The following is a 26,348-nucleotide window of genomic DNA, read 5'->3' as shown; positions in this document are numbered from 1 at the left end:
GAGAGGATGAGGAATTTGGTTGAGAAATCCGTCAAAGTGGAATTGGATACAGGGCTCCAGGCACGGCCTGCAGCACAGTTTGTACAAGAAGCAAACCGGTATTCAGCAAATTTATTTCTGGAAAAAGGCGGAAAAAAAGTTAATGCCAAAAGTATTATGGGGTTAATGAGTCTGGCTGTAACAAGCGGAGAAGAGATTAAAATAATTGCAGAAGGTGCAGATGAAGCCGATGCACTTGAGCATTTAATCTCCTTTGTCTCAAATTGATCTGGTTCATTCGCTAAAGAACCGAACCATATACGACCACATATAAAAAAATATCCCTTTCACATTTGTGAAAGGGATATTTTACTACTTCTCATTGCGTTCCAGAATTTTATCTATCAAACCATACTCTACAGATTTTTGAGCACTCATGAAATTGTCACGCTCTGTATCACGTTCAATGACCTCAAGCGGCTGACCGGTACGCTCTGAAAGAATCTCGTTCATTTTACGTTTCATTTCGATGATGCGGCGGGCATGGATTTCTATGTCTGTAGCCTGTCCCTGAGTCCCACCTAAAGGCTGGTGAATCATCACTTCACTATTAGGCAGGGCATAGCGCTTGCCTTTTTCCCCTGCAGCGAGCAGAAAAGCACCCATGGATGCCGCCATGCCTGTACAAATGGTGGATACATCCGGCTTAATGAACTGCATCGTGTCGAAGATGGCCATGCCGGCAGTGATGGATCCGCCTGGTGAGTTGATGTACAGTGAGATGTCTTTCTCCGGATCTTCCGCTTCCAGGAATAGTAATTGGGCAACGATGGTATTGGCTACATTATCATCTATTCCGCTTCCAAGCATGACAATGCGGTCTTTCAGCAGGCGAGAGTAAATGTCATAGGCGCGTTCCCCACGGTTGGTCTGTTCAATTACTGTCGGTATTAAGTTCATAAGTAAAATCCTCCCTTATTCAATAACGTTCTGTCTTTATCATAACTAAATGGTCAATAAAGGTCAAACGATAACATTCATTGACAAAGATAAATCTTTTACCCATCATTCCCAATCCACAGGTAATTAAACCTGTATGATTTATAAAAAGGGGTTGTCAAATTCGTAGAAGGGGGTTATAATATTCTATGTGCCAAAAAGATTTACATTCCTATGCGCCCGTAGCTCAGTTGGATAGAGCGTTGGTTTCCGGTACCAAGTCAGTCGGGGGTTCGAATCCCTCCGGGCGCGTCATCAATAGATAAGGCAAGAAGTGCAGACAAGCTGTATTTCTTGTCTTTTTCTATATTTAAAGATATATGGTCAGGGAGGAAAGTGCCATGGCATTGGAGATCGAATTAAAGAATGTTTCCTGGATATGGCAGGGACAAACTATTTTGTCAGAAATAGATTGGAAGGTGCAAAAAGGAGAACATTGGGCTGTGATGGGTTTGAATGGTTCTGGAAAGACCACGCTGCTAAATATGATCAACGGTTACATATGGCCTAGCATCGGGACTGTCCAGGTGATGGGAAACCTATTTGGAAAGACGGATATAAGAGAAATGCGCAAGTCCATCGGCTGGGTCAGTTCCTCCCTGCAAGAGCGTATCAGAGGTGTGGAACAGGCAGTGGATATAGTAGTGAGTGGCAAGTTTGCATCTATCGGGCTGTATGAGCGGCCTAATGAGCATGATTATCAGAAGGCATATCAATTGATGGAGCAACTGGGTTGTTCAGGGGTGGCTGACAGTTCCTATCAGTCATGTTCCCAAGGGGAAAGGCAAAAAATTCTGATTGCGAGAGGCTTAATGGGGAATCCCCGTCTATTAATATTGGATGAGCCTACGAATGGACTTGATTTCCTGGCTAGAGAAGAATTGCTTGAGTCGGTGAGCCGGTTGGCAGAACAGGAGGCCTCTCCCACCATCATTTACGTCACCCACCACGCCGAGGAGATCCTTCCTATTTTCTCTCACACATTATTGCTGAAGGATGGAAAGGTGTTTGAGGAAGGACAGACAGAAAGTGTCTTGACCAGTCAAAATCTTTCCCGCTTCCTTAATAAGGATATTAAAGTGGAATGGTATCAGGGCAGGCCCTGGATGCTGTTAAAAGAAAAGCTTAAGAGGTCATAATTGCAGGGGGATGGGAAGAACGTTTGTTTTTCATATATCCCCCCACCTCCTGCCTCTATTTATCGGATTGTCTCTATTTGTAGCTGCTTGATGATATTCTCTGCTGTTTGTTCCGGGCTAAAATCATCCGTCTTCACTTCAATATGGTGAGAGGAGCGATATATTTTTTGGCGTTCCTCAAATAATTGCTGGATCTCATCCATTGTTTTCCCCTGCAGAACAGGGCGGGTATCAATCAGCAGACTTAACCTTTCTTTCCAGGAAGGCCATGATATATCTAAGAAAGCAACTACACTATTACTTAGGCAAGTTTCTTTAATTTCCTCCTGTAAAAACGCGCCACCCCCTACGGAAATGATATACCCCTGCTGTTCAGCATAATTTATGATGACTTCTTTTTCTTTTTGACGGAAAGCCTCTTCTCCTCGAGATTGGAAAATTTCTGTGGCCGGCATGCCAAAATATTTTTCAATTTCTTGATCCGTATCGATAAAAGATCTGCCGGTCTGATTTGCCAGTTCCTCTCCGATTGTCGTTTTTCCTGCTCCCATAAAACCAATAAGTACAACGCTTTTTTGTGTAATTTGGCCTTCTTTCATTCTAATCCCCCCGCAAATATGTAATTAGCATCAGTATAAGATAAATGGATGTGTTTGCCCAGAGGAAAAATGATAGAGTTGGAGTATAATGATAAATAATTTGAATTATAGTGGAGGTCATCATATGAAGGTCGTGAAAGTCAGGGATGTACTTATCGGGGAAGGAACACCTAAAGTCATTATTCCGCTGATGGGAAGGACAGATAAGCAGCTGGCTGAAGAAGTGGCTGTGGTTAAAGAATCGGAACCGGACATGGTAGAATGGCGGGCAGATGTTCATGAACGAGTAGATTGTCTGGATGAAATCAGCGGAACCGCTGCCCAGTTGCGTAAAGATTTAGGGGAAATCCCATTATTGTTCACCTTCCGTACGGATAAAGAAGGAGGAAATAGGGAGTTGTCGGAAGACACTTACTTCCGGCTGCTGTCTAAGATAATTGATACCGGCATGGTGGATGTGATTGATGTAGAATACTTTGCTGATAAGCTAAAGGTAGAAACGATCATCCAACAGGCAAGGGAGAATGACATCCGTGTCATCCTGTCCAATCATGATTTCGACAAAACGCCGGAAATGGGAGAAATCCTATCGCGGCTTCAAGGAATGCAGGAAATGGGAGCGGATATTCCTAAAATAGCTGTTATGCCCCGTGATATGGAAGATTTGTTTACGTTGTTGCAGGCAACAAGTAAAATGAGCAGAATATATGCAGACAGGCCAATCATCACCATGGCGATGGGCAAATTGGGATTAATCAGCAGGCTTGCAGGAGAAGTATTTGGTTCCGCTGCGACATTCGGCTCGGGAAAAGAGGCTTCAGCTCCTGGCCAAATAGCTGCGGAAGACTTGAAACTCGTATTATCGACTATACATAAATATCAGATTTAAAAGGCCAAGTAATATTAAAAAGTGAGGCTGGGACAAAATTGTTTACTCAAAAGAAAAAAGCCGAACTAGCTAGAAATCTTGTGAAATGGAATAGCCGCTGCGGAAATATACTTCGCTTTCCACGGGCAGCTGCTGAGCCTCCGAGTGCTATCGCACTTCGGGGTCTCAGCTAGGCCTTTCCTCCCGTAGGAGTCTGCGTATATTTCCTCCGCTAATTCAGTTCATTGTTCATCTTTTGAGTAAAGCAATTTAGTTTTGTCCCAACCTCATATTTTTTTGGGGCTATTATTCTATGGTTAACTCAAATTCTTGATGTTCATGCAGACTTTCCCCGTCTTCTATATGAATGTTGATCATGTACGTGCCTGCTTCGGGGAATGCATAGTGAGCCTCATATTCTCCGGCGGTTATCTCTTCTGCATCCAGCCATTCATGCGGGGAGTCCTTCTCTCCCTTTTTCCAGATCTCATATCGAACATCTGCCGCTTCTAAGGCCGTATCACCCATATTCAGCTGTGTTGTGAGTTTGACATCTTCTCCGGGAGCGGGCTGCTCAGGCTCCACGAAATGGATGGAGATACCATCCGGGCTTTCTGAATCATCTCCTGAGTCTTCGGTTTCTATCGGGGAACCTTCCCCAACTTGGATAGACTCGAGCGGCATAGTATGCAGGCCTTCAGCCGTCACATGGGAATATAAATTATAATTGGCATCCTCATTAAAAGTGACTTCTGCTTTGTATATCCCCTCACCTTGGTAGGTGGGTTCTACCTCTTTACTATTTTCCTCATTTTCCCCCTTCCAGTATTCAAAGATGACATCGGCGCCTTCTACGGCCTCTCCTCCGTATGTTACTTCGGCAGTGAGCACCACGCTTTCATCCACCTCAGCTTCTTCCGGCACGTTGAAATCTACTTTCAGTTCAGGAAGTTCATCTACCGCCTGTTCTGTATCTTCTTCACCTGTACTGCATCCTATTAGAGAAATAACAGAAATAATTATGATCATAGCCAGTGACATTCTATTTTTCATATTCGTCCTCCATTCAACTTCGTTCATACAAAACCAGTATAACATTATGGATTTTTGGGATGTTGAATGATTTTTGAATAAATAGCAACAGTTTTTGAGGGGGGATAGGCAGTTTTTTTTATTCCAAAACACCGCCTTGACAGGCCATGTAAAACAGATTGCTTCCATATTGGGTATTGGCAAGGTTTAGAGAAGTATTTGAGGGCTTCCATTTGTATTTTGTCCATATGTTTTGGGTACTGTCATATTATCTTTCGTTCTTCTGCATTTTCTTCTAGTCGGTTTCGGAATGTCGTGGATAATTATATGCAGGGCGGAGAAGGCTATGGTGTTTCGAGTGCCTGCTTGTGATGTGGAGGTTTTGCAAAACAGTTGGATGAAAAAGGCCCATTTCTATTCCTGCCTTTGTTATAAATGACGCAGGGGGACGGTTGCGGGAATAGCTGCCGTCCGCGAGGCAGCTATTCCGGCTGCTTCCTCTCTACGAGTACTAGATAATATCTTGATTTCATATCTCCCTGGTATAGCTTGGCTTCCTCTTCATCTACTCCCAAATCTCTAAGCTGGTTAAATGGATTGGTCGTTTCATCAGCAAATAGACGATCGACTTTGTCCATAAAGCTTTCATCTTTCTTCTTTTCCTTTTTGCCTTCTTCCACTTGAACGGAAGAATCATGCTTTAGTTCGTCCGTTTTTTTGTTGTTAGTGACAACGGTGATTTGACTGGGTTTGTATCCTTCCAGTTTCAGCTTGTTAACTGCTTCGACTGCTTCTTCTTGTTTCCGGTAGGAGCCCTCTACATGTCTGGCCATACTCATACCTCCTTGATTTGGCGTTATCACTATCTTTCTACCCTTTTAAAAATCAGTTCAAACAGTAGTGTCATAGGTCCGGCTGTCTTTTACTACGGCAATTTGATAGAATTTTCTTGTAAGATACATATGGGGGGATGAAAGTATGAGACTGATCAGTTATAGACCAAAGGAGATCCCGGGAAACTTTCGTATGGGGTTGATGATTGAAGAGAATGTATACGACCTGCAGGAGCACTATAGTTCCCTAGCAAAGACGAAGAAGACTGGTGAACATGCTGAATGGATAGACCGCATGGTTCCTTCCGACCCAGGCAGTTTCTACCGTTTGGGGGAGCAGACGTTGAAAGTGGCTAAGGAAACAGAACAATTTATTAAGCAGCAAGGTGGACAGGCTGTTTCCAAAGAAGTGGTCGAATTGGGTACACCGGTGCCGGAGCCTTCTAAGATTATTTGCATTGGCAAGAATTATGCTGCCCATGCTGCAGAAATGAAAGGGGAGGTATCTGATTTTCCTGTACTATTTGCAAAGTTTAGTAACGCCCTCATCGGGCCAAATGAAGATATAGAAAAACCCTCGGCGACAAAAAAACTGGACTATGAAGTGGAACTTGGGATAGTTATCGGAAGAGAAGCATCTAATGTCAAAAAAGAGGATGCCCTCGGCTACATTGCCGGGTATACTATCGGCAATGATATTTCTGCCAGGGATTTGCAGAAGCGTACCCCGCAATGGCTCCAGGGCAAAACATTAGATCGGAGCACCCCGGTCGGACCATGGGTGGTTTCTGCCGGTGAGATAGAAGACCCATCCAATCTGTCCATCCGTTCATATATAAACGGGGAACTAAGGCAAGAATCAAATACCAGCCATCTGATTTATGATGTTCCTTACCTGATTGAATTCATATCGGGTCTCATAACCTTGAAGCCGGGAGATATTATCCTGTCCGGAACACCGGATGGAGTAGGAGTTGCCATGGATCCTCCGCAGTTTCTCGAGGATGGAGATATAGTCCGATTGGAAATTGAGCGGATTGGAAGCATGGAAAATAAAGTGAGAAAAGTATAGTATTAATAGTGGCCGTTTCCATAGGGGAACGGTCTTTTTGTAGATAGGAATGGGAGAGTGTCTGGGTAATTTAACCTATTCTAATATACCTGGTATATATGTGGGAAGAGAGAAGTTCTATGACTTTTATATTATTTTAATATTTTAGAAAATTACCAATTGAAATTCATCCAGTTGTGAGCTACGATTAGGGCATCCTAATAGTTTTGCTTCTTTGCCGGCAGAAGTTTAAGAAGGAGGAATGGAAAAAAATGAGTATTGAAAACGATTACATTGCGTTGAAGAAAGGGGAAAAGCAAGATAAATTTGTTAGGGTTGCTAAGAGCAGGAAATTCAAAGAATTAACTCGCGACAGGAAGAAATTTATTGTACCACTCTCCACTTTCTTCCTGCTATTCTATTTCTCCCTGCCTATTTTGACTTCCTATACCAACGTTTTGAATCGCCCTGTGGTCGGGGATATAAGTCTGGCTTGGTTTTATGCCTTTTCTCAATTTATTATGACATGGGTGCTTTGTACCCTTTATGTAAGAAAATCTGCTTCCTTTGACCGACAGGCTGAAGAAATTATTGAGGAAGAATTGGACAAAGGGGGGAGAGAAAGATGAATGCAACTGTTATTACGCTGTTTCTGTTGATTGTGGGAGCGACACTGCTGATCACCTACTATGCGGCCAAGCGTACAAAAACTACAGGTGATTTCTATACTGCCGGGGGAGGGTTGACCGGCTGGCAGAATGGCCTGGCTATTGCAGGTGATTACTTATCGGCAGCATCATTTCTCGGAATCGCCGGGGCTATCGCCTTGTTTGGGTTCGATGGGTTTTTCTACAGTATTGGATACTTAGTGGCCTATTTAGTGGTTTTGTTCCTGGTGGCAGAGCCGCTTAGAAATCTAGGCAAGTACACACTTGCCGATATGATTAATGCTCGTTTTGATGCCCGGAAGGTAAGGGCAGTTGCTGCCCTAAGCACCATTACTATTGTTATTTTCTATATGATTGCACAGCTGGTGGGAGCTGGAGCGCTCATTCAATTGTTGTTCGGCATCGACTACTGGATGGCGGTTTTGCTGGTCGGAGTTATGATGACAATATATGTTTTATTCGGAGGAATGACGGCCACCAGCTGGGTACAGATTACTAAGGCAGTACTCCTTATGCTTGGTACCGTTGTCATTGCTTTTCTCGTTCTGCTGCAATTCAATTTTAATATCATGGAAATGTTCAGGGAAGCGAAAACGGCAACAAGTCATGGAGAGTCTTATTTGAATCCAGGATTGCAATACACTGTACCGCTCGATACGATTTCTTTGATGGTGGCACTGGTGCTGGGAACCGCCGGCCTTCCACATATTCTAATGCGCTTCTTTACGGTGAAAGATGCTAAAACAGCAAGAACTTCGGTCGTAACTGCGACCTGGGTAGTCGGCATCTTTTATATCCTCACCATATTTCTTGGGTTTGGAGCGGCGGCATTTGTTGGAGAGAGCCGGATACTACAGGCAAATCCAGCTGGCAATATGGCTGCTCCATTATTGGCAGAGGCGTTGGGTGGAGACTTGCTGATGTCATTTGTTGCAGCCGTCGCCTTCGCTACTATTCTCGCAGTTGTAGCAGGCCTTGTTTTATCGGGGGCATCGGCGTTTGCCCATGATATCTATGGACAAATCATCAAAAAAGGGAAAGCAACGGATCAACAGCAAATGGTGGCAGCACGTTATGCGTCACTTGCAGTTGCCGTATCATCCATTTTACTGGCGCTATTTGCCCAGAATCTCAATGTTGCCTTTCTTGTTTCTTTGGCATTTTGTGTGGCGGCTAGTGCGAACCTTCCTGTTATTTTGTATACGATCTACTGGAAGAGATTTAATACAAGCGGGGCAATAAGTGCCATGCTGTCCGGCCTTCTTACTGCTGTTATTCTTGTATCTATCAGTCCAAATGTAATATCTCCGGAAGCTGGTGCAGCTATCTTTCAGGGCGACCCAATCTTCCCGTTGACTAATCCAGCAATCATCTCCGTCCCGGTCGGATTTCTTGGGGGCCTTCTCGGCACCATCTTATCAAAGGAATATGATATGGAACGATATATGGAAGTAAAGGTAAGAGCCAATACCGGGTACCGGGGAAAGTAGATTTATATATGAAAAAAGGGAGCCCAAATAGTAAATGTGGGCTCCCTTTTGATTTTAGAAATCAATCATTCAGCTGGATTCCTTTTTTTGCAAGATAGTCTGCATGTTTATTCTGTTTCTCCGGAATCCACTTCATAAAGAAGTATGGAAAGGTATCGGATGCCTCATTGATCCTCTGAAGTAGAGGGGCGTATTTTTCATTTTTTATATAATTTCGTTCCACGGCGTCTACCACAAGCTTTGAGTCAGAACGGAAGGAAAGTATCTCACCAGGGAATTCCTTTTGACAGACCTCAAGTGCTTTTAGCACTGCCAAGAATTCTGCCTCATGGTTCGAAACAACTCCCAGTGGGAAAGCATATTCCAATTCGTTCCCATCCTTTTTAATATAGATGCCTGCACCGCTCTTGCCGGGATCTCCGCTGGATGCCCCGTCTGTATAAACTTCAATCATCACACTTGCCTCCATTAATCCGTTTCAGTTCTTTTCTTATTATAAAGGAAGATGATGGCATCCATCCACCTCTAAAAGCGTTGCTCTGGGCCTTCCTGGTGACAGCATAGGGTCTAATATGGCACTATGGAGAGAAGAAGGCGGGCGAGGAGGGAATAGCATGGAGCCAAGACTCATACAAGAGCAGCGGCTGGAATGGAAGATGAACCAGTCCCTGCTCCAATCATTACAGATACTTCAATTTTCCAGTGTAGAGCTTATTGATTACATTAAAGAGGTTTCAAAAGAAAATCCACTGATTGAAGAAGTTAACTTTGATTATGATATCTCCCGATATAAAGCAGGAAATACAGACGACTTTTCTATCGGAGAGATTAACCAGGCAGAAGAGACGATGTATGATCAATTAAGGAATCAGCTGTATACGTTGAATGTCAGGAAGGAATTAATCCCTGTCATTGAATTTGGAATTGACTCACTGAATGAAGACGGTTACCTGGATATAGATGTGGATATTTGGTCAGAGAAACTGGAGATCCCCCGGGAAACAGCTGAAGAGGCACTTGGAAAAATCCAACAGCTAGATCCACCTGGTATTGGCGCCAGAACATTGGGAGAATGTATTGTGCTGCAACTCAGGCAAAAGGAAAGTTACCAGCCATTCGTGGAGGAACTGTTGGCAGAACATCTAGTGTGGGTGGCTGAAGAGAACAGCAAGGATATCGCAGAACATTATTCGGTCTCTATAGAAGAGGCTGCAGGCATCATTGAACAGATAAAATCCTGCCACCCAAAGCCAGGCCATCTCCTTGAAACCAGACAGCCGGACTATATCATACCCGAAGCTTCTATATATAAAGAGGCAGGTACATGGAAAATTTCATTTTTTAAATGGAATTCACCTGATATAAAAGTAAATAATGGTTATATGGAAGGAGCAGAGCTTGATAAAGAGGCTGCTTCATACTTAAGAGAAAAATATAAACAGATTGATTGGCTGAAGCAGGCTATTTCCTATCGGACCAATACCCTGGAACAAATTATCCACGTCATCGTAGAGAAGCAGTACATGTATTTTGAACATGGGGCTTTCATGCTGAGACCGCTTACTCTCCGTGAGATAGCTGAAGAAGTTGGTGTTCATATTTCTACGGTAAGCCGGGCTATCAATAATAAATATGTGCAGACCAACCAAGGAGTTTTTCCTATAAAGTTTTTTCTCCAGTCTGGGATTAGGCAGTCCAACGGCAAGCAGACCTCCTCGTTTGCTGTGAAAAAGATGATACAGGAATTCGTACAGCACGAGGATAAAGCTAAGCCCCTGTCAGATGAGTCGATACGGAGGAAACTGGAGGATGAATTCAACATTTCAGTTGCCCGCCGGACGGTTATGAAATATAGAAAGCAGTTGAAGATTCCTTCTTCTGTAAAACGTAAAGAAAGGAAAGAGAACGGATGAAGGTAATTATATATACAAAAGAACATTGTCCATTATGCGAGGACGCAAAGGCATTGCTGTCATTATTCCACGGAGAACATCCATTGGAAATGGAGGAACGTGATATTTACAGTAATGATGAATGGCTGGAGAGGTATCAGCTCGAAATCCCTGTGATCGAGGTGGGAAGCAGAGAATTGAATGGTGAAGAGATCAGTTATGAAAGTCTGGAAAGATTACTAAAAGAGGAGAATGAAGCTGGGGAATAAGATTTCCTCGGCAAATTGATTGTATAATCTTAAATTTATGGTATCATGAAATTGCGGGTGGGACAGAATATGTTCATCCGGGTCATTTTTGCCCCGCTTAAAAAGGAGTTCTTTCATGAAAGCTTTAACAGATGCACAAAAAAAACTGGTCCCTGATCTGTTGAAAATAATGCAGCAAAGGTATGCTATTCTTCATATTGTTGAGCACTTTCAGCCTATCGGAAGAAGGGCTATTGTGGAGAATATAAACCTGACCGAGCGCTATGTCCGGAGTGAGGTGGACTTCCTGCACAAACAGGGGCTGTTGGAAGTAACTTCTAAAGGAATGTATATAACAGAAGAGGGAAAGTTAATTCTTGAACAGCTGGTTTCCTTCATGGGCGAAATCTCAGGCCTCGAAGTTTTAGAAAAACGAATAAAGGAAACCTTACAAGTAGAGAATGTTATTATTGTCCCAGGAAACAGTGATGAAGATCCATGGATTAAACAGGAAATGGGAAAAGCATGTGTGTCCTATTTGAAAGAGATAGTCAAATCGGGAGTTACCATTGCCGTAACCGGAGGATCCACGGTGGCAGCGGTAGCGGATGTCATGACTCCTCTTAACGAGCAGGATGATTTGCTGTTTGTACCTGCCAGGGGCGGTGTAGGTGAAAAGGTCGAAAATCAGGCAAGCAGAATTGCTGCCGAAATGGCCAAAAGAGCAATGGGTGATTACCGGATGCTTTACGTACCCGACCCGATTAGTGAGAGGACCTATCAGACGTTGATCAATGAACCATCCATCCATGAAATGGTGCAGATTATCAAAAATGCCGATATTGTGCTGCATGGAGTGGGTGATGCACTTTCCATGGCCCGGCGGAGGAAAACCGAGTTATCGATCCTGGATAAATTGAAGGAAGCGAACGCAGTAAGTGAAGCATTCGGATATTACTTTGATGAAAGAGGAGATATTGTCCATAAAGTAAGGACAGTCGGACTTCAGCTGGAAGATCTCCTGGGGATCAAGCAGGTCATCACGATAGCGGGTGGAAAATCCAAAGGGCAAGCGATAGCATCCTATTTTCAGCAGGGAAAAAGCGACCTGCTCATTACAGACCGGGCAGCGGCTGAACAGATATTAAAGGGTAACTATAGTTCCCTTTGATTATAAAATATAAAATTTAGAAACATCTAGGAGGAATAAACATGGCAGTAAAAATTGGTATTAATGGTTTTGGGAGAATTGGACGTAATGTATTCCGTCAAGCATTGAAGAATGATGAAGTAGAAGTAGTAGCAGTAAATGACCTAACAGATGCAAATATGCTTGCACATCTGCTGAAATATGATTCAGTTCATGGTAAATTGGAAGAGGAAGTAACTGTTAACGGCTCTAATATCGCTGTTGGCGGAAAAGAATTCCAGGTGCTTTCCGAGCGCGATCCAGCTAACCTGGGATGGGGAGACCTCGGAGTAGAGATCGTCATCGAGTCCACTGGACGCTTTACAAAAGGGGAAGATGCCAAGAAGCATATTGAAGCCGGTGCTAAGAAAGTAATCATCTCTGCACCTGCTCAGGATGAAGATTTGACCATGGTAATGGGTGTTAATGATGACCAGTATGACCCAGCTCAGCATGACATCATTTCAAATGCATCCTGCACTACCAACTGTCTTGCACCATTTGCAAAAGTTCTTCATGATACATTCGGCATCAAGCGCGGTCTGATGACAACGATCCATTCCTATACAAATGATCAGCAGATCCTCGACCTGCCACATAAGGACTATCGTCGTGCACGTGCAGCAGCGCAAAATATTATTCCGACTACCACTGGTGCAGCTAAAGCAGTAGGTAAAGTGCTTCCAGAATTGAATGGCAAGCTGAACGGTATGGCTGTCCGTGTTCCAACTCCAGATGGTTCCCTGACAGATCTGGTAGCAGAACTGGACAAGAATGTTACTGCTGAAGATGTAAACAATGCCATGAAAGAGGCTGCTGAAGGCCCTCTTAAAGGAATCATGCAGTACAGTGAGGATCCACTGGTATCCACTGACATTGTAGGAAACACTCATTCTTCTATCGTTGATGGCCTATCAACAATGATTCTGGAAGATAACATGGTCAAAGTTGTTTCTTGGTATGACAACGAAATGGGCTACTCATCCCGTTGTGTAGATCTCGCTGTCTTCATGAAAGAAAAAGGATTGTAAGAAAAAACGCGGAGGAGGGCAGTGTTCCTCCTCCGTTTTCTTTGAATGCACTAGTTATTTAGTTTCCATATCAGGGAACAGCTATTGTGTATCAAAGATAGTACATAGCCAACTATAGGAGGGTGTATCGATGAATAAAAAGACGCTTCATGATGTGGACGTAAAAGGAAAGAGAGTTTTTTGCCGTGTGGATTTCAATGTTCCTATGAAAGACGGGAAAGTAACCGATGACACACGTATTAAAGCTGCACTGCCAACAATTAAACATCTGGCCGACAACGGTGCCATTGTGATACTGGCAAGCCATCTTGGCCGCCCGAAAGGCCAGGCGGTGGATGAACTCCGGCTTGATCCTGTCGCCGAACGTTTAAGTGATTTGACAGGCAAGGAAGTAGTCAAAACAGATTCCGTATTTGGCAAAGAAGTAAATGAAGCACTCTCCAATCTAAATGAAGGGGAAATCCTGCTATTGGAGAATGTCCGCTTTGAAGCCGGGGAAGAGAACAATGATGAGGAACTGGCCCAGGCTTTTGCCGATATGGCCGACCTTTATGTGAATGATGCCTTTGGCGCAGCACATCGCGCCCATGCTTCTACTGCAGGGGTGGCAGAAAAACTTCCGGCAGCAGCAGGATTTCTGATGGAAAAAGAGATTGATGTATTGGGCAAAGCGCTGGAAAATCCTGAACGTCCTTTTACGGCCATTATTGGTGGTGCAAAAGTAAAAGATAAAATTAGTGTGATCGATAATCTTCTTGATAAGGTAGATAACTTGATCATCGGCGGAGGCTTGGGCTATACCTTCCTTAAAGCAAAAGGTTATGAAATAGGAAAGTCTCTTCTTGAAGAAGACAAAATTGACCTTGCGAATGAGTTTATGCAAAAAGCTGAAAAAAATGGGGTCAACTTCCTGCTGCCAGAGGATGTAGTAGTTGCCGATGATTTTTCAGACAGTGCAAATACTAAAGAAATAAGTATTGATTCCATTCCAAGTGATTGGGAAGCTTTGGATATTGGTCCAAAAACTAGGGAAAAGTATGCTCAGGTTGTAGCTGATTCAAAGCTGATTATTTGGAACGGACCTATGGGAGTATTCGAATTGGAGACATTTGCTGAAGGAACGAAATCCGTTGCAGAAGCCTTATCCCGTACAGAAGGTTATACTGTAATAGGCGGAGGGGATTCTGCTGCAGCTGTCGAGAAATTCGGATATGCTGAACAGATGGATCATGTATCCACCGGAGGCGGCGCTTCCTTAGAGTTCATGGAAGGGAAGACCTTGCCGGGTGTAGCCGCACTTAACGACAAGTAGAAGAAATCGAATATCCAGGAGAGGTGATCGTATGCGCAAACGTGTTATAGCAGGTAACTGGAAGATGAATAAAACTCTGTCAGAAGCTAATGATTTTATCGAACAGGCAGCAGAAAAGGCTCCTCAAAGTGATAAATCAGAAGCCGTTGTATGTGCGCCATTTCCATTTCTGCCATCTTTGGTGGAAAAAACAAAGGGAACAGAGATTAAAATTGGCGCACAAAATATGCATTTTGAAGATAAAGGAGCCTTTACTGGGGAAGTAAGCCCCGTAATGCTGAAAGATCTGGGTGTTTCTCATGTTGTACTTGGACATTCCGAGCGTAGGGAACACTTTGGTGAAACAGATGAGACAGTCAACAAAAAAGTTCATGCAGCATTCACGCACCAGCTCACGCCGATTGTATGTGTAGGAGAAACTTTAGAGCAGCGTGAGGCAGACGAAACCAAAAACCATGTGGAAAAACAAGTGAATAAAGCATTGGAGGGCCTCTCTGATCAACAAGTGGCCCAAACAATTATTGCTTATGAACCAATCTGGGCCATTGGAACTGGCAAGACGGCTTCCAGTGAAGATGCCAATGAAGTTTGTTCCCACATCCGTAATGTAGTGGGGAATATAACTTCACAGGAAGTTGCCGACCAAGTTGTTATTCAATACGGTGGAAGCGTGAAGCCTGGCAATATTGATGAATTGCTTTCCCAATCAGACATTGACGGTGCTCTAGTCGGGGGGGCCAGTGTGGAAGCAGAGTCCTATCTTCAGCTAGTGGAGGCAGGTACGAAATGAGTCAGAACAAACTAGGTGCATTAATCATTCTCGATGGCTATGCCATCAGGGACGAGGAAGAAGGGAATGCAGTAAAACAAGCGCACACTCCCAACTTCGACCGTTATTGGAATCAATTTGCCCATAACCAGCTGACTGCAAGTGGAGAAGCAGTCGGACTGCCTGACGGACAGATGGGTAATTCGGAAGTTGGCCACCTTAATATCGGGGCTGGCCGGATAGTCTATCAGAGTCTGTCCAGGGTGAACATCTCCATTGAGGATGGAGATTTCTTTGAAGTAAAAGCATTCTTGAAATCCATCCGCAAAGCCAAAGAAAAAGGAAAAGCGCTCCATATATTCGGCCTGCTGTCGGACGGTGGTGTCCACAGCCATATCAGGCATATGTTTGCCCTGTTGGACCTTGCCAAGCGGGAGAATATGCAGGAAGTGTACGTCCACGCATTTTTGGATGGCAGGGATGTTGGTCAAAAGTCAGCGAAAAAATACCTGGAACAAACGGAAGAAAAGATGAAAGAGCTGGGAATCGGTAAGATTGCTACAGTTTCAGGCCGTTATTATTCCATGGACAGGGATAAGCGCTGGGAGCGTGTGAAAAAAGCCTATGATGCCATGGTATATGGTATGGGGCCAACCTATTGGAATGCCTTTGAAGTAGTTGATGATTCTTATGCGAATGAAATCTATGACGAATTTGTCATTCCTTCCGTCATTGTAGATGAAGATGGAGAACCTGTCGGTAAAGTAGAAGATGAAGACTCTATCATCTTCTATAACTTCCGTCCGGACAGAGCCATCCAGATATCCAGGACATTTGCCAATAAAGATTTCCGCGACTTTGACCGAGGTGAGGGAGCGCCAAAAGGTCTGGATTTTGTTATGCTGACAAACTTCAGTGAATCGGTCGACGGCTATGTTGCCTATGAACCGGTGAACCTTGATAATACGGTTGGCGAAGTGCTTTCCCAGAACAACCTCAATCAGCTGCGGATTGCAGAGACGGAAAAATATCCGCATGTAACCTTCTTCATGAGTGGCGGCCGTGAAGCAGAATTCCCTGGAGAAAAAAGAATCCTCATTGATTCACCAAAGGTTGCTACCTATGATTTAAAGCCGGAAATGAGCGCATATGAAGTAACAGATGCTCTGCTTGAGGAACTTGAGACTGGGAATCAGAATGCAATCATCTTGAACTTTGCCAATCCGGATATGGTTGGACACTCAGGTATGCTGCAGCCAACCATCGATGCGATTGAGACGGTAGATGAATGCCTTGGAAAAGTAGTCGATAAAATTTTAGAGCTTGGCGGAAATGCAATTATTACAGCTGACCATGGGAACTCGGATGAGGTTCTGACTGAAGAAGGTAAGCCAATGACTGCCCATACCACAAATCCAGTTCCGATCATTGTAACCAAAGAAGATGCAGAACTGCGCGATGGTGGCATTTTGGCTGACATTGCTCCCACCCTGCTGGATCTGCTTAATGTAGACAAGCCGAAAGAAATGACCGGAGAATCATTGATTAAAAATACGAAAAACAATTAAAAGGAGAGATTTTCATGCCATATATTACAGATGTTTATGCTCGAGAGGTATTGGATTCACGCGGCAATCCTACCGTAGAAGTAGAAATTTTCACAGAGTCAGGCGCATTCGGTTCTGCATTGGTGCCAAGTGGTGCTTCAACCGGTGAATATGAAGCAGTAGAACTGCGTGATGGCGACGAGGATCGCTACCTCGGTAAAGGGGTAAGCAAAGCAGTGAACAATGTAAACGAAATTATTGCACCAGAACTGCTTGGGATGGATGTTACCCGCCAAAATATTATTGATGGCCTTATGATCGAACTCGATGGGACAGAAAATAAAGGGAAATTGGGAGCCAATGCCATTCTGGGTGTATCCATGGCAGCTGCACATGCTGCTGCAAGCTATTTGGAAGTACCGTTATACAACTACCTTGGCGGGTTTAATGCCAAGACACTCCCAACACCAATGATGAATATCCTAAATGGTGGAGAGCATGCGGATAACAACGTGGATATCCAAGAATTCATGATCATGCCTGTTGCTGCTCCGACTTTCAAGGAAGCTTTGCGTACGGGAGCAGAAATTTTCCATTCACTGAAGAAAGTACTGAAAAACAAAGGTTATAATACAGGCGTGGGTGATGAAGGCGGATTTGCTCCAAATCTCAGTTCCAACGAAGAGGCACTGCAAACAATCGTAGAAGCTATTGAAGCAGCCGGCTATAAGCCAGGCGAGGAAGTAAAACTTGCTATGGACGTGGCAGCATCTGAAATTTATGAGGATGGCAAGTATAACTTGAAAGGTGAAGGTGTTGTCCGCACTTCTGAGGAAATGGTTGATTGGTATGAAGATATGATCAACAAATACCCAATCATTTCTATCGAGGACGGCCTGGACGAGAACGACTGGGACGGTTTCAAAGTGCTTACAAAACGTCTTGGAGACCGTGTACAGCTTGTTGGCGATGATTTATTCGTTACCAATACAGTCAAGCTTTCTCAAGGAATTGAACAAGGCGTAGGCAATTCCATCCTTGTTAAAGTGAATCAGATCGGTACATTGACCGAAACGTTTGAAGCAATCGAAATGGCTAAACGGGCAGGATATACTGCCGTTATTTCCCACCGTTCTGGTGAGACAGAAGATGCGACTATCGCTGATATAGCTGTAGCTACCAATGCAGGTCAAATTAAGACTGGTGCACCATCCCGTACAGACCGTGTTGCGAAATACAACCAGCTGCTCCGTATTGAAGATGAATTAGCTGGCATGGGTGAATATGGTGGATTAGATTCATTCTATAACCTAAAAAAATAAAAATGAAATCCATACAAAGAGACAGGGCTCCTGTCTCTTTGTTTTTTTGGCAAGAAAATTATAGCGTGCTTCAAACCGATACACGGACACAGCCGGACTTGCTAAGCTGCCAGTCTACACCTTTGCCCTTTCCTCTTTTGGAAAATAAAGACAGTCCATCATGGCTCAGTTGGAATTAGAATAGACTGGGTAGAGGGGTATTAGGTAATGATTGATAACTGTTGGAGGTGAAGTGGTGGGAAAGAAAGTCTTGCTATTCTGCGATGTCGGGATTGATGACAGTATGGCGCTGATCTATGCGTATCTAAATGATGCGATAGATATAGTAGGAGTGGTAGCCGATTATGGGAACGTGCCAAGGGAGAACGCTCTTGCTACTGTCCATTACTTGCAGGAGTTGTTCGGGGAAGAAACAGCGCACGTCCCAATAGTGGCAGGAGCAGAAAAACCGATGACTGGGGATCCATTTGATTTTGTGCCGGAAATCCATGGGGAATACGGACTTGGCCCGATTATTCCTTCTCCTGATGGGGCAGATATCGAGGAGGAGAATTTTTTTGCTATTACTGATATCATCCGGGCATATCAACATGATTTGACCGTAGTCAGTATTGGAAGGCTGACCTCGCTTGCCGCTTTATTTATTACTTACCCGCAGCTGATGCAGACAGTGAAAAGCTATTATATTATGGGAGGGGCATTCTGGGTGCCGGGAAATGTCACAGCAGTTGCGGAGGCAAATTTCCATGGTGATCCAGTTGCTGCACAAATTGTATTATCATCGGCCGAGAATCTAAGCATCATCCCGCTCAATGTTACAGAAAGGGCCATAGCAACCCCCGGGATGATTAAAAATGTACATGAAATGGGGCCGATCCATATAGTAAAGCCGTTACTGGACTATTATTACAATTTCTATAAAGAGAGAAATCCCTTGATCCAGGGAGTCCCATTACATGATGTGCTTACCCTGATGGCAGTAATTCATACAAGCATGCTGTTTTTCCGGCGGTTGCCGGTCCATGTGGTGCAAGCAAGGGAAGGGACGGAAAGGGGCCATAGTATAGCAGATATCCGCCCATTTGGAAGCCTGGAGGAAGAAACAGATACAGAGGTGAAACAGCATCGGATAGCATTCGATCTAGATTATCACCGCTTCTACACCGATTTCATGTCTGTAATGGTCCGACAACAATTTGGTTGATTTGCTATGGCTGGGAACTGTGCTATGGTAATAGTATCATCATAGGAAGGGGTGGTTGTTGTCGAATTGCTGCAGGCAATTAAACAAAGAAGGTCAATACATAACTTTCAGGACAAAGAAATAGATCCTTCTATCTTGGAAGATATTTTTACTTATGGTTCGTATGCACCCTCTCATTATATGAAGGAACCGTGGAATGTTAGGATATATCAGCAAAACGGAAAAAAGAGACTTGTGGAGCGGATTATTGCAAGTTATCGGAGGCTTGCGATGATTCCAGATGACAACCATCCTAAGACAGCAAAACTGGAAGATTCCATGAAATCTTTCCTCCTGGATATACCGCATCATGCCGTCATCTACTATAAGAAGGAAGAAGACCCTATCAGGAATGAGGAGGAGTATTCGGCAGTCTGTGCATTTATACAGAATTCCCAACTTGCGGCATGGGAATATGGAATTGGCATGCTATGGACAATAACTCCTTTTATGCATGATCCGGCATTTCTTGAAAGTATAGGGCTGGATGCCGAAGAGGATAAAATAGCAGCAGTCATGCAGATCGGCTATCCTGCCAAAATTCCTCGTGATANAGGGTAGAACACCAATTCAGAAGAAGCTTCGATTTATCAGCTGCTGAAGCAGAGCAAAAAAGGCGGCCGGTGCTGATACACCGGCCGCCTCCATTATTAATTAGTCTTTTCTTTAACGAATTCAACGACTTCTTCTGCTGTTCCCATGGAAAGCAGTTTGTCTTTATAGGATGCCATTTTTTCCTTCGACAGGCCGCTTATTTGGCTTCGTGCCTGCAGTATAGAAGTGGCGCTCATGCTGAATTCATCCAAGCCGAGCCCTAAAAGAATTGGAATAGCTATGGAATCGCCGGCCATTTCTCCGCACATGCCAGCCCACTTTCCTTCACTGTGAGCAGCTTCAATTACATTGTTCACAAGATTCAGGATGGCAGGATGGTATGGCTGGTATAGATAGGAAACCTGCTCATTCATCCGGTCCGCAGCCATTGTATACTGGATAAGGTCATTGGTGCCGATGCTGAAGAAATCGACTTCTTTAGCAAACTGCTTGGCAATTACCGCAGTAGATGGAATCTCTACCATAATTCCTACCTCGATATTATCGGAAGTTTTAATTCCTTCGCTGGCCAGCTTTTCTTTTTCATCAAGCAAAATTGCTTTAGCCTGGCGGAACTCTTCCAATGTTGCAATCATAGGGAACATGATTTTCAGAGTGCCGTGTACACTTGCCCGCAGTAGCGCACGCAACTGCGGACGGAAAACATCTTCATTTTCCAAGCAGAAACGGATCGCTCGGAATCCAAGGAATGGGTTGAGCTCTTTAGGCAGGTCCATATAGTCCAGTTCCTTGTCTCCCCCTATGTCCAGCGTACGAACGACGACAGGCTTATCACCCATTTGTTCGAGGACGGACTTATAAGCTTCGAATTGCTCCTCTTCAGTAGGGAGCTCACTCTTGCCCATGTAAAGGAATTCCGTACGGTAGAGACCGATTCCTTCGCCGCCATTGTTCAGAACTCCTCCCACATCATCTGGAGTTCCGATGTTGGCAGCAAGTTCAACTTGCTCGCCATCTTGGGAGAAAGTGGGTTCATCCTTCAACTTTGCCCACTCTTCCTTCTGCTGTTCAAATTCTTCCTGTTTTCTGCGGTATTCAGCCAACTCACTTTCAGAAGGATTTACAAGCACCTTACCTTCATTTCCATCGATGATAATCATGTCATCTGAGTTGATGGTCTCGGTCGCTTCTTTCGTTCCAACTACTGCAGGAATTTCAAGAGATCTGGCCATAATTGCTGAATGGGAAGTTCTTCCGCCGATATCGGTTGCAAAACCTTTGACAAATTGGCGGTTGAGCTGAGCAGTATCTGAGGGAGTCAGGTCATTGGCAATAACCACCACCTCTTCATCGATCAGTGCAGGATCAGGGAAGCTTGCTCCCAGAAGATGGGACATCACGCGTTTGGTAACGTCCTGGATATCTGCCGCCCGTTCCCGCATATATTCGTTATCCATATTTTTAAACATATCGATAAACATGTTAGCTGTTTCTTCTAAAGCAGTTTCTGCAATCACCTTTTCAGAAGTTATTTTGTCCTTGATTGGATTGATCAGCTCTGGATCACTCAACACCAGGAGGTGTGCTGAGAAAATTTCAGCATGCTCTTCTCCAAGCTCTTTCAGTGTATGTGCTTTAATCTTTTCCAATTCCTGTTTGGATATGTTCAAAGCATTATCTAAACGTTCCGCCTCATGTTGAGGGTTATCCGTCTTTTTCTTTTCAAAGCTCAGATCAGGTGTAGTCAACTGATAGGCCTTAGCAATCGCAATTCCCTGTGATGCTGCTATTCCTTGTATGTTGGTCATTATAATTCTACCAGCCCTTCTTTAACATGTTTCCAACCAGTATTTTACCTTTTGGTCCCTATTAATTCAAGCATAGGCACCGCGGTCTGCTCACTTTATCCGATGGTGTATCCATGCATAGATTTGTTCGAATACTTCTTCTTTATTCACCTCATGCAGTATCTCATGTCTGCCCTCGGGGAAGAGCATGGCGGTTATGTCCTGGACACCTGCTTTGAGGTAGAGGCGGGCTGTTTTCCAGATACCCTTTTCATAGGCTCCGACCGGGTCCTGAGCACCACTGATGAACAACAGCGGAAGGTCGCTCCTAACGGCATTAAGTTTTTGGCGGTTGTGGATTTCGGAGATCCCTGTCATCAAATCATGAAAGAAACTTCCCGTGGGGATGAAGTCGGTATACGGATCGTCAAGAAATGCCTGCACTTCTTCCGGGTCGGAACTCAGCCAATCAAAGCTGGTAACCTTCTGCGCAATTCTGCGATTATTGAATCCGAAGACGAGTTCATGCATGAATGCTGACTCTTGGTCCCGCGGGAGGATGGAGGAGATGCCCCTGCCGAAACGGGAGAGGATGTTGGAATAGTAACCCGTCCCCATCATGATGGCCCCGCTCAATTCCTTGCTCTCGGACTGAATATATCTTCGTACCATAAAAGAGCCCATGCTGTGCCCCAGTAGAAATATTGGGACAGCAGGGTGATCTTGTCTGATTCTTTCTGTAATTTCTATAAGGTCCCTGGTAACTCTGGCAAAACCGTCCTTTTCTGCAAAATAGCCGAATTTCCCTTGTTTCACAGCTGTTTTGCCATGCCCGCGATGGTCGTTGCCATAAACGAAAATTCCTTGATCCAGGAGGTATTCTGCAAATTCATTGTATCGGTTGATATGTTCGACCATCCCGTGGGCCAGTTGGACAATTGCTTTAGGCTCAGTTCCCGGTTGGTGCCATTTTTTGGTGTACACTTCTGTTTTATCACTCATCAACTGCCAGTATTCTGTTTCCAAGATGATCACCTGTTTCTTCATTATCCTACTTTCTATCATAGATGGTATTTTGAAGGACGTCCATTTGTTTGAATAAATAAACCTTGCCTGTATCATGCTGGATATGCTAAAGTATGTAGTAAAGTATAGCCTGTCCGGCATAATTTGCGCCAGTCCCTTGAGTGGGGATGCAGATGTGCGCATATGCTTTTCTAGTTCAAGGGGGATTGTACGCAAAATGGCAGCTACTATAAACATATTATTGGTCGCAGATGCAATTATTATGGTTATCCTGATTCTCTTGCAGTCTGGTAAGAGTGCCGGTCTGTCCGGAGCAATTTCTGGGGGAGCCGAGCAGTTATTTGGAAAGCAGAAAGCACGCGGGATCGATTATGTCTTGCATCGGGGAACAATTGTAACGGGTGTCATATTCTTCCTGTTAGCTTTTCTGAGCGGATACGTTATATAATGGAAAACAGACCCTTATCACAGACGTGGTAAGGGTTTTTTGTTCTTTCAATGTGATACTGTATTCATTAAAGGGTAAAGTAGATAATAGGACAGTATAAGGAGATGTAGTAGAGATGAAAGTAGTTCAACCAAAACCTTTTACATTTGAAGCAGGATCGAGGGCTGTGCTGCTGCTTCACGGATTTACCGGGCATACAGCCGACGTCCGGATGCTTGGGCGCTTCCTTGAGAAGAAAGGATATACAAGCCATGCGCCAATTTACAGGGGGCATGGGGCGCCGCCGGAGGAACTGATAGAAACAAATGCAGACCAATGGTGGGAGGATGTGAAAAACGCTTATTATCATCTCAGGGAACTCGGTTATGATGAGATAGCGGTCGCAGGGCTTTCGCTTGGCGGAGTACTTGGCCTGAAGCTTGCTTATTCCGAAAAGGTAAAAGCGGTCATCCCGATGTGTTCGCCGATGTTTTTCGATAATGAAACACAGTTGACTAAGGGCTTTAAATTATTCTCAAAAGAATACAAACAGTTGGAAGGCAAGGACCAGGCAACCATCCAACAAGAAGTAGAATCCTTGATGGAACGTTCTGGTGAGGTGTTCGACCAAGTGGAGAACTTTATTAATGGGGTACGTGGAGAAATAGATACCATATATGCTCCAGCACTAGTCGTTCAGGCACGAAAGGATGAAATGATTAATACGGAGAGTGCAGACTACATCTATGAAAATGTGGAATCAGATAAAAAGGAAATCAAATGGTATGAAGAATCCGGCCATGTAATTACGATGGGGAAAGAAAAAGAGAAACTGTATGAAGATATCTATGAATTTCTGGAATCCCTAGATTGGAAAAATGATTAAATTACACAGAATAAGGAAAAGATGAGAAGGAAGAGGGTGATTTATATGAAAGAGAAAATACTAAATTATTTTAAAGAATCAGGGACAAAGCCATTAGCGGTGGATGAAATCGAGAAATCCCTCCAGTTGGAGGATGCTGTAGAGTTTAAGGAACTCGTCAAGGCTTTGAATGAGCTGGAAGAAGAAGGAGAACTGGTCCGGACTAGAAAAAATCGTTTCGGCCTTCCTGAAAAGATGAACCTTATCCGAGGAAGAATCCAAATGCATGCGAAGGGATTCGCATTTTTGATTCCGGATGATGAAGATCAAAGAGATGTATATATTCATAGTTCTGATCTTGCATCAGCTATGAATAATGATCGTGTGCTTGTACGTCTCGAAAAAACAGAGGAAGATGGGAACCGTCCAGAAGGTGTTGTGATCCGTATCCTTGAGCGTGCTGTTCTCCAAGTTGTCGGGACTTATGAGGATAACCGCTCTTTCGGTTTTGTAATTGCTGATGACAAGCGGATCCCCAATGATATTTTCATTCCGAAGAACAGTACGAATGGCGCAGTGAGCGGCCATAAGGTTATTGCACACATTACCAAATATCCGGAAGGGCGCAAAAGTGCAGAAGGGGAAATCATTCATATACTCGGTCATAAAAACGACCCGGGAATTGATATCATTTCCATCATCCATAAGCATGGAATTACGGTGGATTTTCCGGACGAAGTACTCGAACAGGCAGCGAATACACCGGAGACCATATCAGAGGACGAAATCAAAAATAGAAAAGATCTCCGCGATGAAACCATTGTCACTATAGATGGAGCAGACGCTAAAGATCTTGATGACGCAGTAACCGTTAAGAAGCTCGATAATGGCAACTATAAACTTGGTGTGTATATTGCGGATGTCAGCTACTATGTTGAACAGGATTCACCAATAGATAAAGAAGCATTTGAACGGGGAACCAGTGTTTACTTGGTTGACCGTGTGATCCCAATGATACCGCATCGATTGTCTAACGGAATTTGTTCATTGAATCCACAGGTGGATCGATTGACACTGGGGTGTGAAATGGAAATCACTACTTCAGGAGAAGTGGTCAACCACGAAATATTCCAAAGTGTCATTAAAACGACTGAACGCATGACCTATTCTGATGTAAATAAGATTCTGGTGGATAAGGATGAGGAAGTACGTAAGAAGTATGAGTCACTGGTACCAATGTTTGAGCAAATGGAGAAACTGGCCAAGATCCTGAACAGTAAGCGGATGGGCCGAGGAGCTATAGATTTCGATTTCAAAGAAGCCCAAGTGCTGGTTGATGAAAAAGGGAAGGCGGAAGATGTAGTTCTGCGTGAAAGATCAGTAGGTGAGCGGCTGATTGAAGAATTTATGCTGGCAGCGAACGAAACAATTGCGGAGCATTTTCATTGGATGGACGTTCCTTTTATACATCGAATCCACGAAGACCCTGATCAGGGAAAGTTGGAGAGGTTTTTTGAATTCCTAGCCGGACTGGGAATCACCGTAAAAGGCACGGCAAACGAGGTTCATCCTCAGGCGCTCCAAAAAGTCATTGATGAAGTTCAGGGCAGGCCGGAAGAAATGATTGTAAATAAATTGATGCTCCGATCCATGCAGCAAGCTAAATATGATCCAAGGAGTGTCGGCCACTTTGGATTGGCAACAGAGTTCTATACCCATTTCACGTCACCTATCCGCAGATATCCGGACCTGGTTGTACATCGATTAATACGGACCTATCTGATTGAGAAAAACTTGCAGAAGAAAACCATCCAGGCATGGAAGGAAAAGATGCCTGATATCGCCCGCCATACGTCCGAACGGGAACGTGCCGCTGTCGATGCGGAAAGAGAGACAGATGATTTGAAGAAAGCAGAATATATGCAGGACAAAATTGGAGAGGAATTTATGGGCATCATCAGTTCTGTCACCAGTTTTGGGCTTTTCGTCGAGCTTGAAAATACAGTGGAAGGGCTGATCCATGTCAGCTATCTAACAGATGATTATTACCATTTTGATGAAAAAAGCCATGCACTAATCGGTGAGAGGACTGCCAACATGTACCGTGTGGGTGATGAGGTGGAAATCAAGGTAGTCAATGTCAACCTGGATGAGCGTGCTGTCGATTTCGAATTAGTCAATGTACCTGAACCGAAAAAGAAGAAAAAGAAGATAAAAGCGACTCCTTCCAAAAGTCGTAAGCAGAAACAGCGGAGAAGAAAGTAGAAACAAGCTGGGGATGGACCTTTTAATGGTTCATCCTTTTCTTTCACTTTTTATGGGCTGTTGAATATATATATATTGGGAATCTCCACTAAAAAGTTGCACGAAGGAAATATTCTTGTTGACAGGGAATAAAAGGGAGAGTAAACTACATGTTGGATAAGTCGAAACATTTACTCTTCCTCCCGCAGTGGGGAAATGTTAGAGGGAAAAGA

26 protein-coding genes and 1 tRNA gene are annotated in these 26,348 nt (G+C 44.0%); 20 read left to right on the top strand and 7 right to left on the bottom strand.

The genetic code is table 11. The features are described 5' to 3' along the window. Nucleotides 1-15 precede the first annotated feature (15 nt). Nucleotides 16-267: an HPr family phosphocarrier protein gene (locus ACFODW_RS02470; RefSeq protein WP_390302440.1), complete on the top strand. Its 252-nt coding sequence runs from the start codon at nt 16-18 to the stop codon at nt 265-267. 84 nt (nt 268-351) lie between these two features. On the opposite strand, the gene clpP is transcribed toward ACFODW_RS02470, so the two are convergent. Then, on the bottom strand, nt 352-939 hold the full coding sequence (gene clpP, locus ACFODW_RS02465) for an ATP-dependent Clp endopeptidase proteolytic subunit ClpP (RefSeq protein WP_390273741.1): 588 nt from the start codon (nt 937-939) through the stop codon (nt 352-354). Between the two features lie 215 nt (nt 940-1,154). Between clpP and ACFODW_RS02460 the strand changes: the two genes are divergently transcribed. Further along, nucleotides 1,155-1,230: transfer RNA gene (locus ACFODW_RS02460), tRNA-Arg, on the top strand. A gap of 89 nt (nt 1,231-1,319) precedes the next feature. Further along, complete coding sequence (locus tag ACFODW_RS02455) at nt 1,320-2,117, top strand: ABC transporter ATP-binding protein (RefSeq protein ID WP_390302437.1); 798 nt, start codon at nt 1,320-1,322, stop codon at nt 2,115-2,117. Nucleotides 2,118-2,176: 59 nt separating this feature from the next. On the opposite strand, the gene ACFODW_RS02450 is transcribed toward ACFODW_RS02455, so the two are convergent. Continuing rightward, the gene (locus ACFODW_RS02450) at nt 2,177-2,716 is read right to left on the bottom strand and encodes a shikimate kinase (protein ID WP_390302433.1); all 540 of its coding nucleotides are present in this window, start codon (nt 2,714-2,716) and stop codon (nt 2,177-2,179) included. Between the two features lie 124 nt (nt 2,717-2,840). Here ACFODW_RS02450 and aroD point away from each other — a divergent pair, with 124 nt between their 5' ends. Next, nucleotides 2,841-3,605, top strand: a complete 765-nt coding sequence (aroD, locus tag ACFODW_RS02445) for a type I 3-dehydroquinate dehydratase (protein WP_390302430.1) — start codon at nt 2,841-2,843, stop codon at nt 3,603-3,605. A 285-nt stretch (nt 3,606-3,890) separates the two neighbouring features. On the opposite strand, the gene ACFODW_RS02440 is transcribed toward aroD, so the two are convergent. Together ACFODW_RS02440 and ACFODW_RS02435 are read right to left on the bottom strand one after the other, a co-directional pair. After that, nucleotides 3,891-4,637: a FixH family protein gene (locus tag ACFODW_RS02440; RefSeq protein ID WP_390302427.1), complete on the bottom strand. Its 747-nt coding sequence runs from the start codon at nt 4,635-4,637 to the stop codon at nt 3,891-3,893. 461 nt (nt 4,638-5,098) lie between these two features. Next, nucleotides 5,099-5,449, bottom strand: a complete 351-nt coding sequence (locus ACFODW_RS02435; protein WP_390302424.1) for a general stress protein — start codon at nt 5,447-5,449, stop codon at nt 5,099-5,101. Nucleotides 5,450-5,594: 145 nt separating this feature from the next. Here ACFODW_RS02435 and ACFODW_RS02430 point away from each other — a divergent pair, with 145 nt between their 5' ends. From ACFODW_RS02430 to ACFODW_RS02420, 3 genes are all read left to right on the top strand, one after another. Continuing rightward, entirely contained in the window at nt 5,595-6,521 is a 927-nt protein-coding gene (locus ACFODW_RS02430; RefSeq protein WP_390302421.1) for a fumarylacetoacetate hydrolase family protein, read from the top strand. Between the two features lie 251 nt (nt 6,522-6,772). Beyond that, a complete protein-coding gene (locus ACFODW_RS02425; RefSeq protein ID WP_390302418.1) occupies nt 6,773-7,129 on the top strand; it encodes a DUF485 domain-containing protein in 357 nt (118 codons plus the stop codon). Further along, nucleotides 7,126-8,658, top strand: coding sequence for a solute symporter family protein (locus ACFODW_RS02420; protein WP_390302415.1), 1,533 nt, complete (start codon nt 7,126-7,128; stop codon nt 8,656-8,658). Before ACFODW_RS02425 ends, ACFODW_RS02420 begins: the two co-directional genes overlap by 4 nt. Nucleotides 8,659-8,719: 61 nt before the next feature. Here the strand turns inward: ACFODW_RS02420 and ACFODW_RS02415 are convergent, their stop codons facing one another. Further along, nucleotides 8,720-9,112, bottom strand: coding sequence for a ribonuclease HI family protein (locus ACFODW_RS02415; RefSeq protein WP_390302412.1), 393 nt, complete (start codon nt 9,110-9,112; stop codon nt 8,720-8,722). 160 nt (nt 9,113-9,272) lie between these two features. Here ACFODW_RS02415 and rpoN point away from each other — a divergent pair, with 160 nt between their 5' ends. From rpoN to ACFODW_RS02365, 10 genes are all read left to right on the top strand, one after another. Then, nucleotides 9,273-10,571 (top strand): RNA polymerase factor sigma-54, encoded by a 1,299-nt coding sequence (gene rpoN / locus ACFODW_RS02410; protein ID WP_390302409.1) that lies wholly within the window; start codon nt 9,273-9,275, stop codon nt 10,569-10,571. Continuing rightward, on the top strand, nt 10,568-10,819 hold the full coding sequence (locus ACFODW_RS02405) for a glutaredoxin family protein (protein ID WP_390302406.1): 252 nt from the start codon (nt 10,568-10,570) through the stop codon (nt 10,817-10,819). Before rpoN ends, ACFODW_RS02405 begins: the two co-directional genes overlap by 4 nt. 115 nt (nt 10,820-10,934) lie before the next feature. Continuing rightward, a complete protein-coding gene (locus ACFODW_RS02400; RefSeq protein WP_390302403.1) occupies nt 10,935-11,969 on the top strand; it encodes a sugar-binding transcriptional regulator in 1,035 nt (344 codons plus the stop codon). A 41-nt stretch (nt 11,970-12,010) separates the two neighbouring features. Beyond that, nucleotides 12,011-13,018 carry a type I glyceraldehyde-3-phosphate dehydrogenase gene (gap, locus tag ACFODW_RS02395; RefSeq protein ID WP_390302400.1) on the top strand — a complete coding sequence of 336 codons (1,008 nt, stop codon included), beginning with the start codon at nt 12,011-12,013 and terminating at the stop codon, nt 13,016-13,018. A 130-nt stretch (nt 13,019-13,148) separates the two neighbouring features. Then, nucleotides 13,149-14,330 carry a phosphoglycerate kinase gene (locus tag ACFODW_RS02390; protein ID WP_390302396.1) on the top strand — a complete coding sequence of 394 codons (1,182 nt, stop codon included), beginning with the start codon at nt 13,149-13,151 and terminating at the stop codon, nt 14,328-14,330. 31 nt (nt 14,331-14,361) lie between these two features. After that, a complete protein-coding gene (gene tpiA, locus ACFODW_RS02385) occupies nt 14,362-15,120 on the top strand; it encodes a triose-phosphate isomerase (RefSeq protein WP_390302393.1) in 759 nt (252 codons plus the stop codon). Then, nucleotides 15,117-16,667, top strand: a complete 1,551-nt coding sequence (gene gpmI, locus ACFODW_RS02380) for a 2,3-bisphosphoglycerate-independent phosphoglycerate mutase (protein ID WP_390302390.1) — start codon at nt 15,117-15,119, stop codon at nt 16,665-16,667. The genes tpiA and gpmI overlap by 4 nt, the downstream gene beginning before the upstream one ends. 14 nt (nt 16,668-16,681) lie before the next feature. Next, nucleotides 16,682-17,968, top strand: a complete 1,287-nt coding sequence (gene eno, locus ACFODW_RS02375; protein WP_390302387.1) for a phosphopyruvate hydratase — start codon at nt 16,682-16,684, stop codon at nt 17,966-17,968. A gap of 235 nt (nt 17,969-18,203) precedes the next feature. After that, the gene (locus ACFODW_RS02370) at nt 18,204-19,172 is read left to right on the top strand and encodes a nucleoside hydrolase (RefSeq protein WP_390302384.1); all 969 of its coding nucleotides are present in this window, start codon (nt 18,204-18,206) and stop codon (nt 19,170-19,172) included. 51 nt (nt 19,173-19,223) lie between these two features. Then, nucleotides 19,224-19,772, top strand: a complete 549-nt coding sequence (locus ACFODW_RS02365; protein WP_390302380.1) for a nitroreductase family protein — start codon at nt 19,224-19,226, stop codon at nt 19,770-19,772. 89 nt (nt 19,773-19,861) lie between these two features. Here the strand turns inward: ACFODW_RS02365 and ptsP are convergent, their stop codons facing one another. Both ptsP and ACFODW_RS02355 read right to left on the bottom strand, forming a co-directional pair. Further along, complete coding sequence (ptsP, locus tag ACFODW_RS02360; protein ID WP_390302377.1) at nt 19,862-21,574, bottom strand: phosphoenolpyruvate--protein phosphotransferase; 1,713 nt, start codon at nt 21,572-21,574, stop codon at nt 19,862-19,864. Between the two features lie 90 nt (nt 21,575-21,664). Beyond that, the gene (locus tag ACFODW_RS02355) at nt 21,665-22,600 is read right to left on the bottom strand and encodes an alpha/beta hydrolase (protein WP_390302374.1); all 936 of its coding nucleotides are present in this window, start codon (nt 22,598-22,600) and stop codon (nt 21,665-21,667) included. A 196-nt stretch (nt 22,601-22,796) separates the two neighbouring features. Between ACFODW_RS02355 and secG the strand changes: the two genes are divergently transcribed. The 3 genes from secG to rnr all read left to right on the top strand — a co-directional run bounded on the left by secG (nt 22,797) and on the right by rnr (nt 26,136). Then, nucleotides 22,797-23,027: a preprotein translocase subunit SecG gene (gene secG / locus ACFODW_RS02350; RefSeq protein WP_390302371.1), complete on the top strand. Its 231-nt coding sequence runs from the start codon at nt 22,797-22,799 to the stop codon at nt 23,025-23,027. 115 nt (nt 23,028-23,142) lie between these two features. After that, nucleotides 23,143-23,892, top strand: a complete 750-nt coding sequence (locus ACFODW_RS02345) for an alpha/beta hydrolase (protein ID WP_390302367.1) — start codon at nt 23,143-23,145, stop codon at nt 23,890-23,892. A 45-nt stretch (nt 23,893-23,937) separates the two neighbouring features. Continuing rightward, entirely contained in the window at nt 23,938-26,136 is a 2,199-nt protein-coding gene (rnr, locus tag ACFODW_RS02340; protein WP_390302364.1) for a ribonuclease R, read from the top strand. Nucleotides 26,137-26,348: the final 212 nt, after the last annotated feature.

Origin of the sequence: Virgibacillus sediminis, from assembly GCF_042643265.1 — a bacterium.
GTDB lineage: Bacteria > Bacillota > Bacilli > Bacillales > Amphibacillaceae > Virgibacillus_O > Virgibacillus_O sediminis.
This window is presented reverse-complemented; position numbering and strand designations above follow the sequence as displayed.

What these genes read in the sequence shown, in the direction of transcription:
- clpP (WP_390273741.1), bottom strand. Translation starts at nt 939, where the DNA reads ATGAACTTAATACCGACAGTAATTGAACAGACCAACCGTGGGGAACGC.
- ACFODW_RS02455 (WP_390302437.1), top strand. Translation starts at nt 1,320, where the DNA reads ATGGCATTGGAGATCGAATTAAAGAATGTTTCCTGGATATGGCAGGGA.
- ACFODW_RS02450 (WP_390302433.1), bottom strand. Translation starts at nt 2,716, where the DNA reads ATGAAAGAAGGCCAAATTACACAAAAAAGCGTTGTACTTATTGGTTTT.
- aroD (WP_390302430.1), top strand. Translation starts at nt 2,841, where the DNA reads ATGAAGGTCGTGAAAGTCAGGGATGTACTTATCGGGGAAGGAACACCT.
- ACFODW_RS02440 (WP_390302427.1), bottom strand. Translation starts at nt 4,637, where the DNA reads ATGAAAAATAGAATGTCACTGGCTATGATCATAATTATTTCTGTTATT.
- ACFODW_RS02435 (WP_390302424.1), bottom strand. Translation starts at nt 5,449, where the DNA reads ATGGCCAGACATGTAGAGGGCTCCTACCGGAAACAAGAAGAAGCAGTC.
- ACFODW_RS02430 (WP_390302421.1), top strand. Translation starts at nt 5,595, where the DNA reads ATGAGACTGATCAGTTATAGACCAAAGGAGATCCCGGGAAACTTTCGT.
- ACFODW_RS02425 (WP_390302418.1), top strand. Translation starts at nt 6,773, where the DNA reads ATGAGTATTGAAAACGATTACATTGCGTTGAAGAAAGGGGAAAAGCAA.
- ACFODW_RS02420 (WP_390302415.1), top strand. Translation starts at nt 7,126, where the DNA reads ATGAATGCAACTGTTATTACGCTGTTTCTGTTGATTGTGGGAGCGACA.
- ACFODW_RS02415 (WP_390302412.1), bottom strand. Translation starts at nt 9,112, where the DNA reads ATGATTGAAGTTTATACAGACGGGGCATCCAGCGGAGATCCCGGCAAG.
- rpoN (WP_390302409.1), top strand. Translation starts at nt 9,273, where the DNA reads ATGGAGCCAAGACTCATACAAGAGCAGCGGCTGGAATGGAAGATGAAC.
- ACFODW_RS02405 (WP_390302406.1), top strand. Translation starts at nt 10,568, where the DNA reads ATGAAGGTAATTATATATACAAAAGAACATTGTCCATTATGCGAGGAC.
- ACFODW_RS02400 (WP_390302403.1), top strand. Translation starts at nt 10,935, where the DNA reads ATGAAAGCTTTAACAGATGCACAAAAAAAACTGGTCCCTGATCTGTTG.
- gap (WP_390302400.1), top strand. Translation starts at nt 12,011, where the DNA reads ATGGCAGTAAAAATTGGTATTAATGGTTTTGGGAGAATTGGACGTAAT.
- ACFODW_RS02390 (WP_390302396.1), top strand. Translation starts at nt 13,149, where the DNA reads ATGAATAAAAAGACGCTTCATGATGTGGACGTAAAAGGAAAGAGAGTT.
- tpiA (WP_390302393.1), top strand. Translation starts at nt 14,362, where the DNA reads ATGCGCAAACGTGTTATAGCAGGTAACTGGAAGATGAATAAAACTCTG.
- gpmI (WP_390302390.1), top strand. Translation starts at nt 15,117, where the DNA reads ATGAGTCAGAACAAACTAGGTGCATTAATCATTCTCGATGGCTATGCC.
- eno (WP_390302387.1), top strand. Translation starts at nt 16,682, where the DNA reads ATGCCATATATTACAGATGTTTATGCTCGAGAGGTATTGGATTCACGC.
- ptsP (WP_390302377.1), bottom strand. Translation starts at nt 21,574, where the DNA reads ATGACCAACATACAAGGAATAGCAGCATCACAGGGAATTGCGATTGCT.
- ACFODW_RS02355 (WP_390302374.1), bottom strand. Translation starts at nt 22,600, where the DNA reads ATGAAGAAACAGGTGATCATCTTGGAAACAGAATACTGGCAGTTGATG.
- secG (WP_390302371.1), top strand. Translation starts at nt 22,797, where the DNA reads ATGGCAGCTACTATAAACATATTATTGGTCGCAGATGCAATTATTATG.
- ACFODW_RS02345 (WP_390302367.1), top strand. Translation starts at nt 23,143, where the DNA reads ATGAAAGTAGTTCAACCAAAACCTTTTACATTTGAAGCAGGATCGAGG.
- rnr (WP_390302364.1), top strand. Translation starts at nt 23,938, where the DNA reads ATGAAAGAGAAAATACTAAATTATTTTAAAGAATCAGGGACAAAGCCA.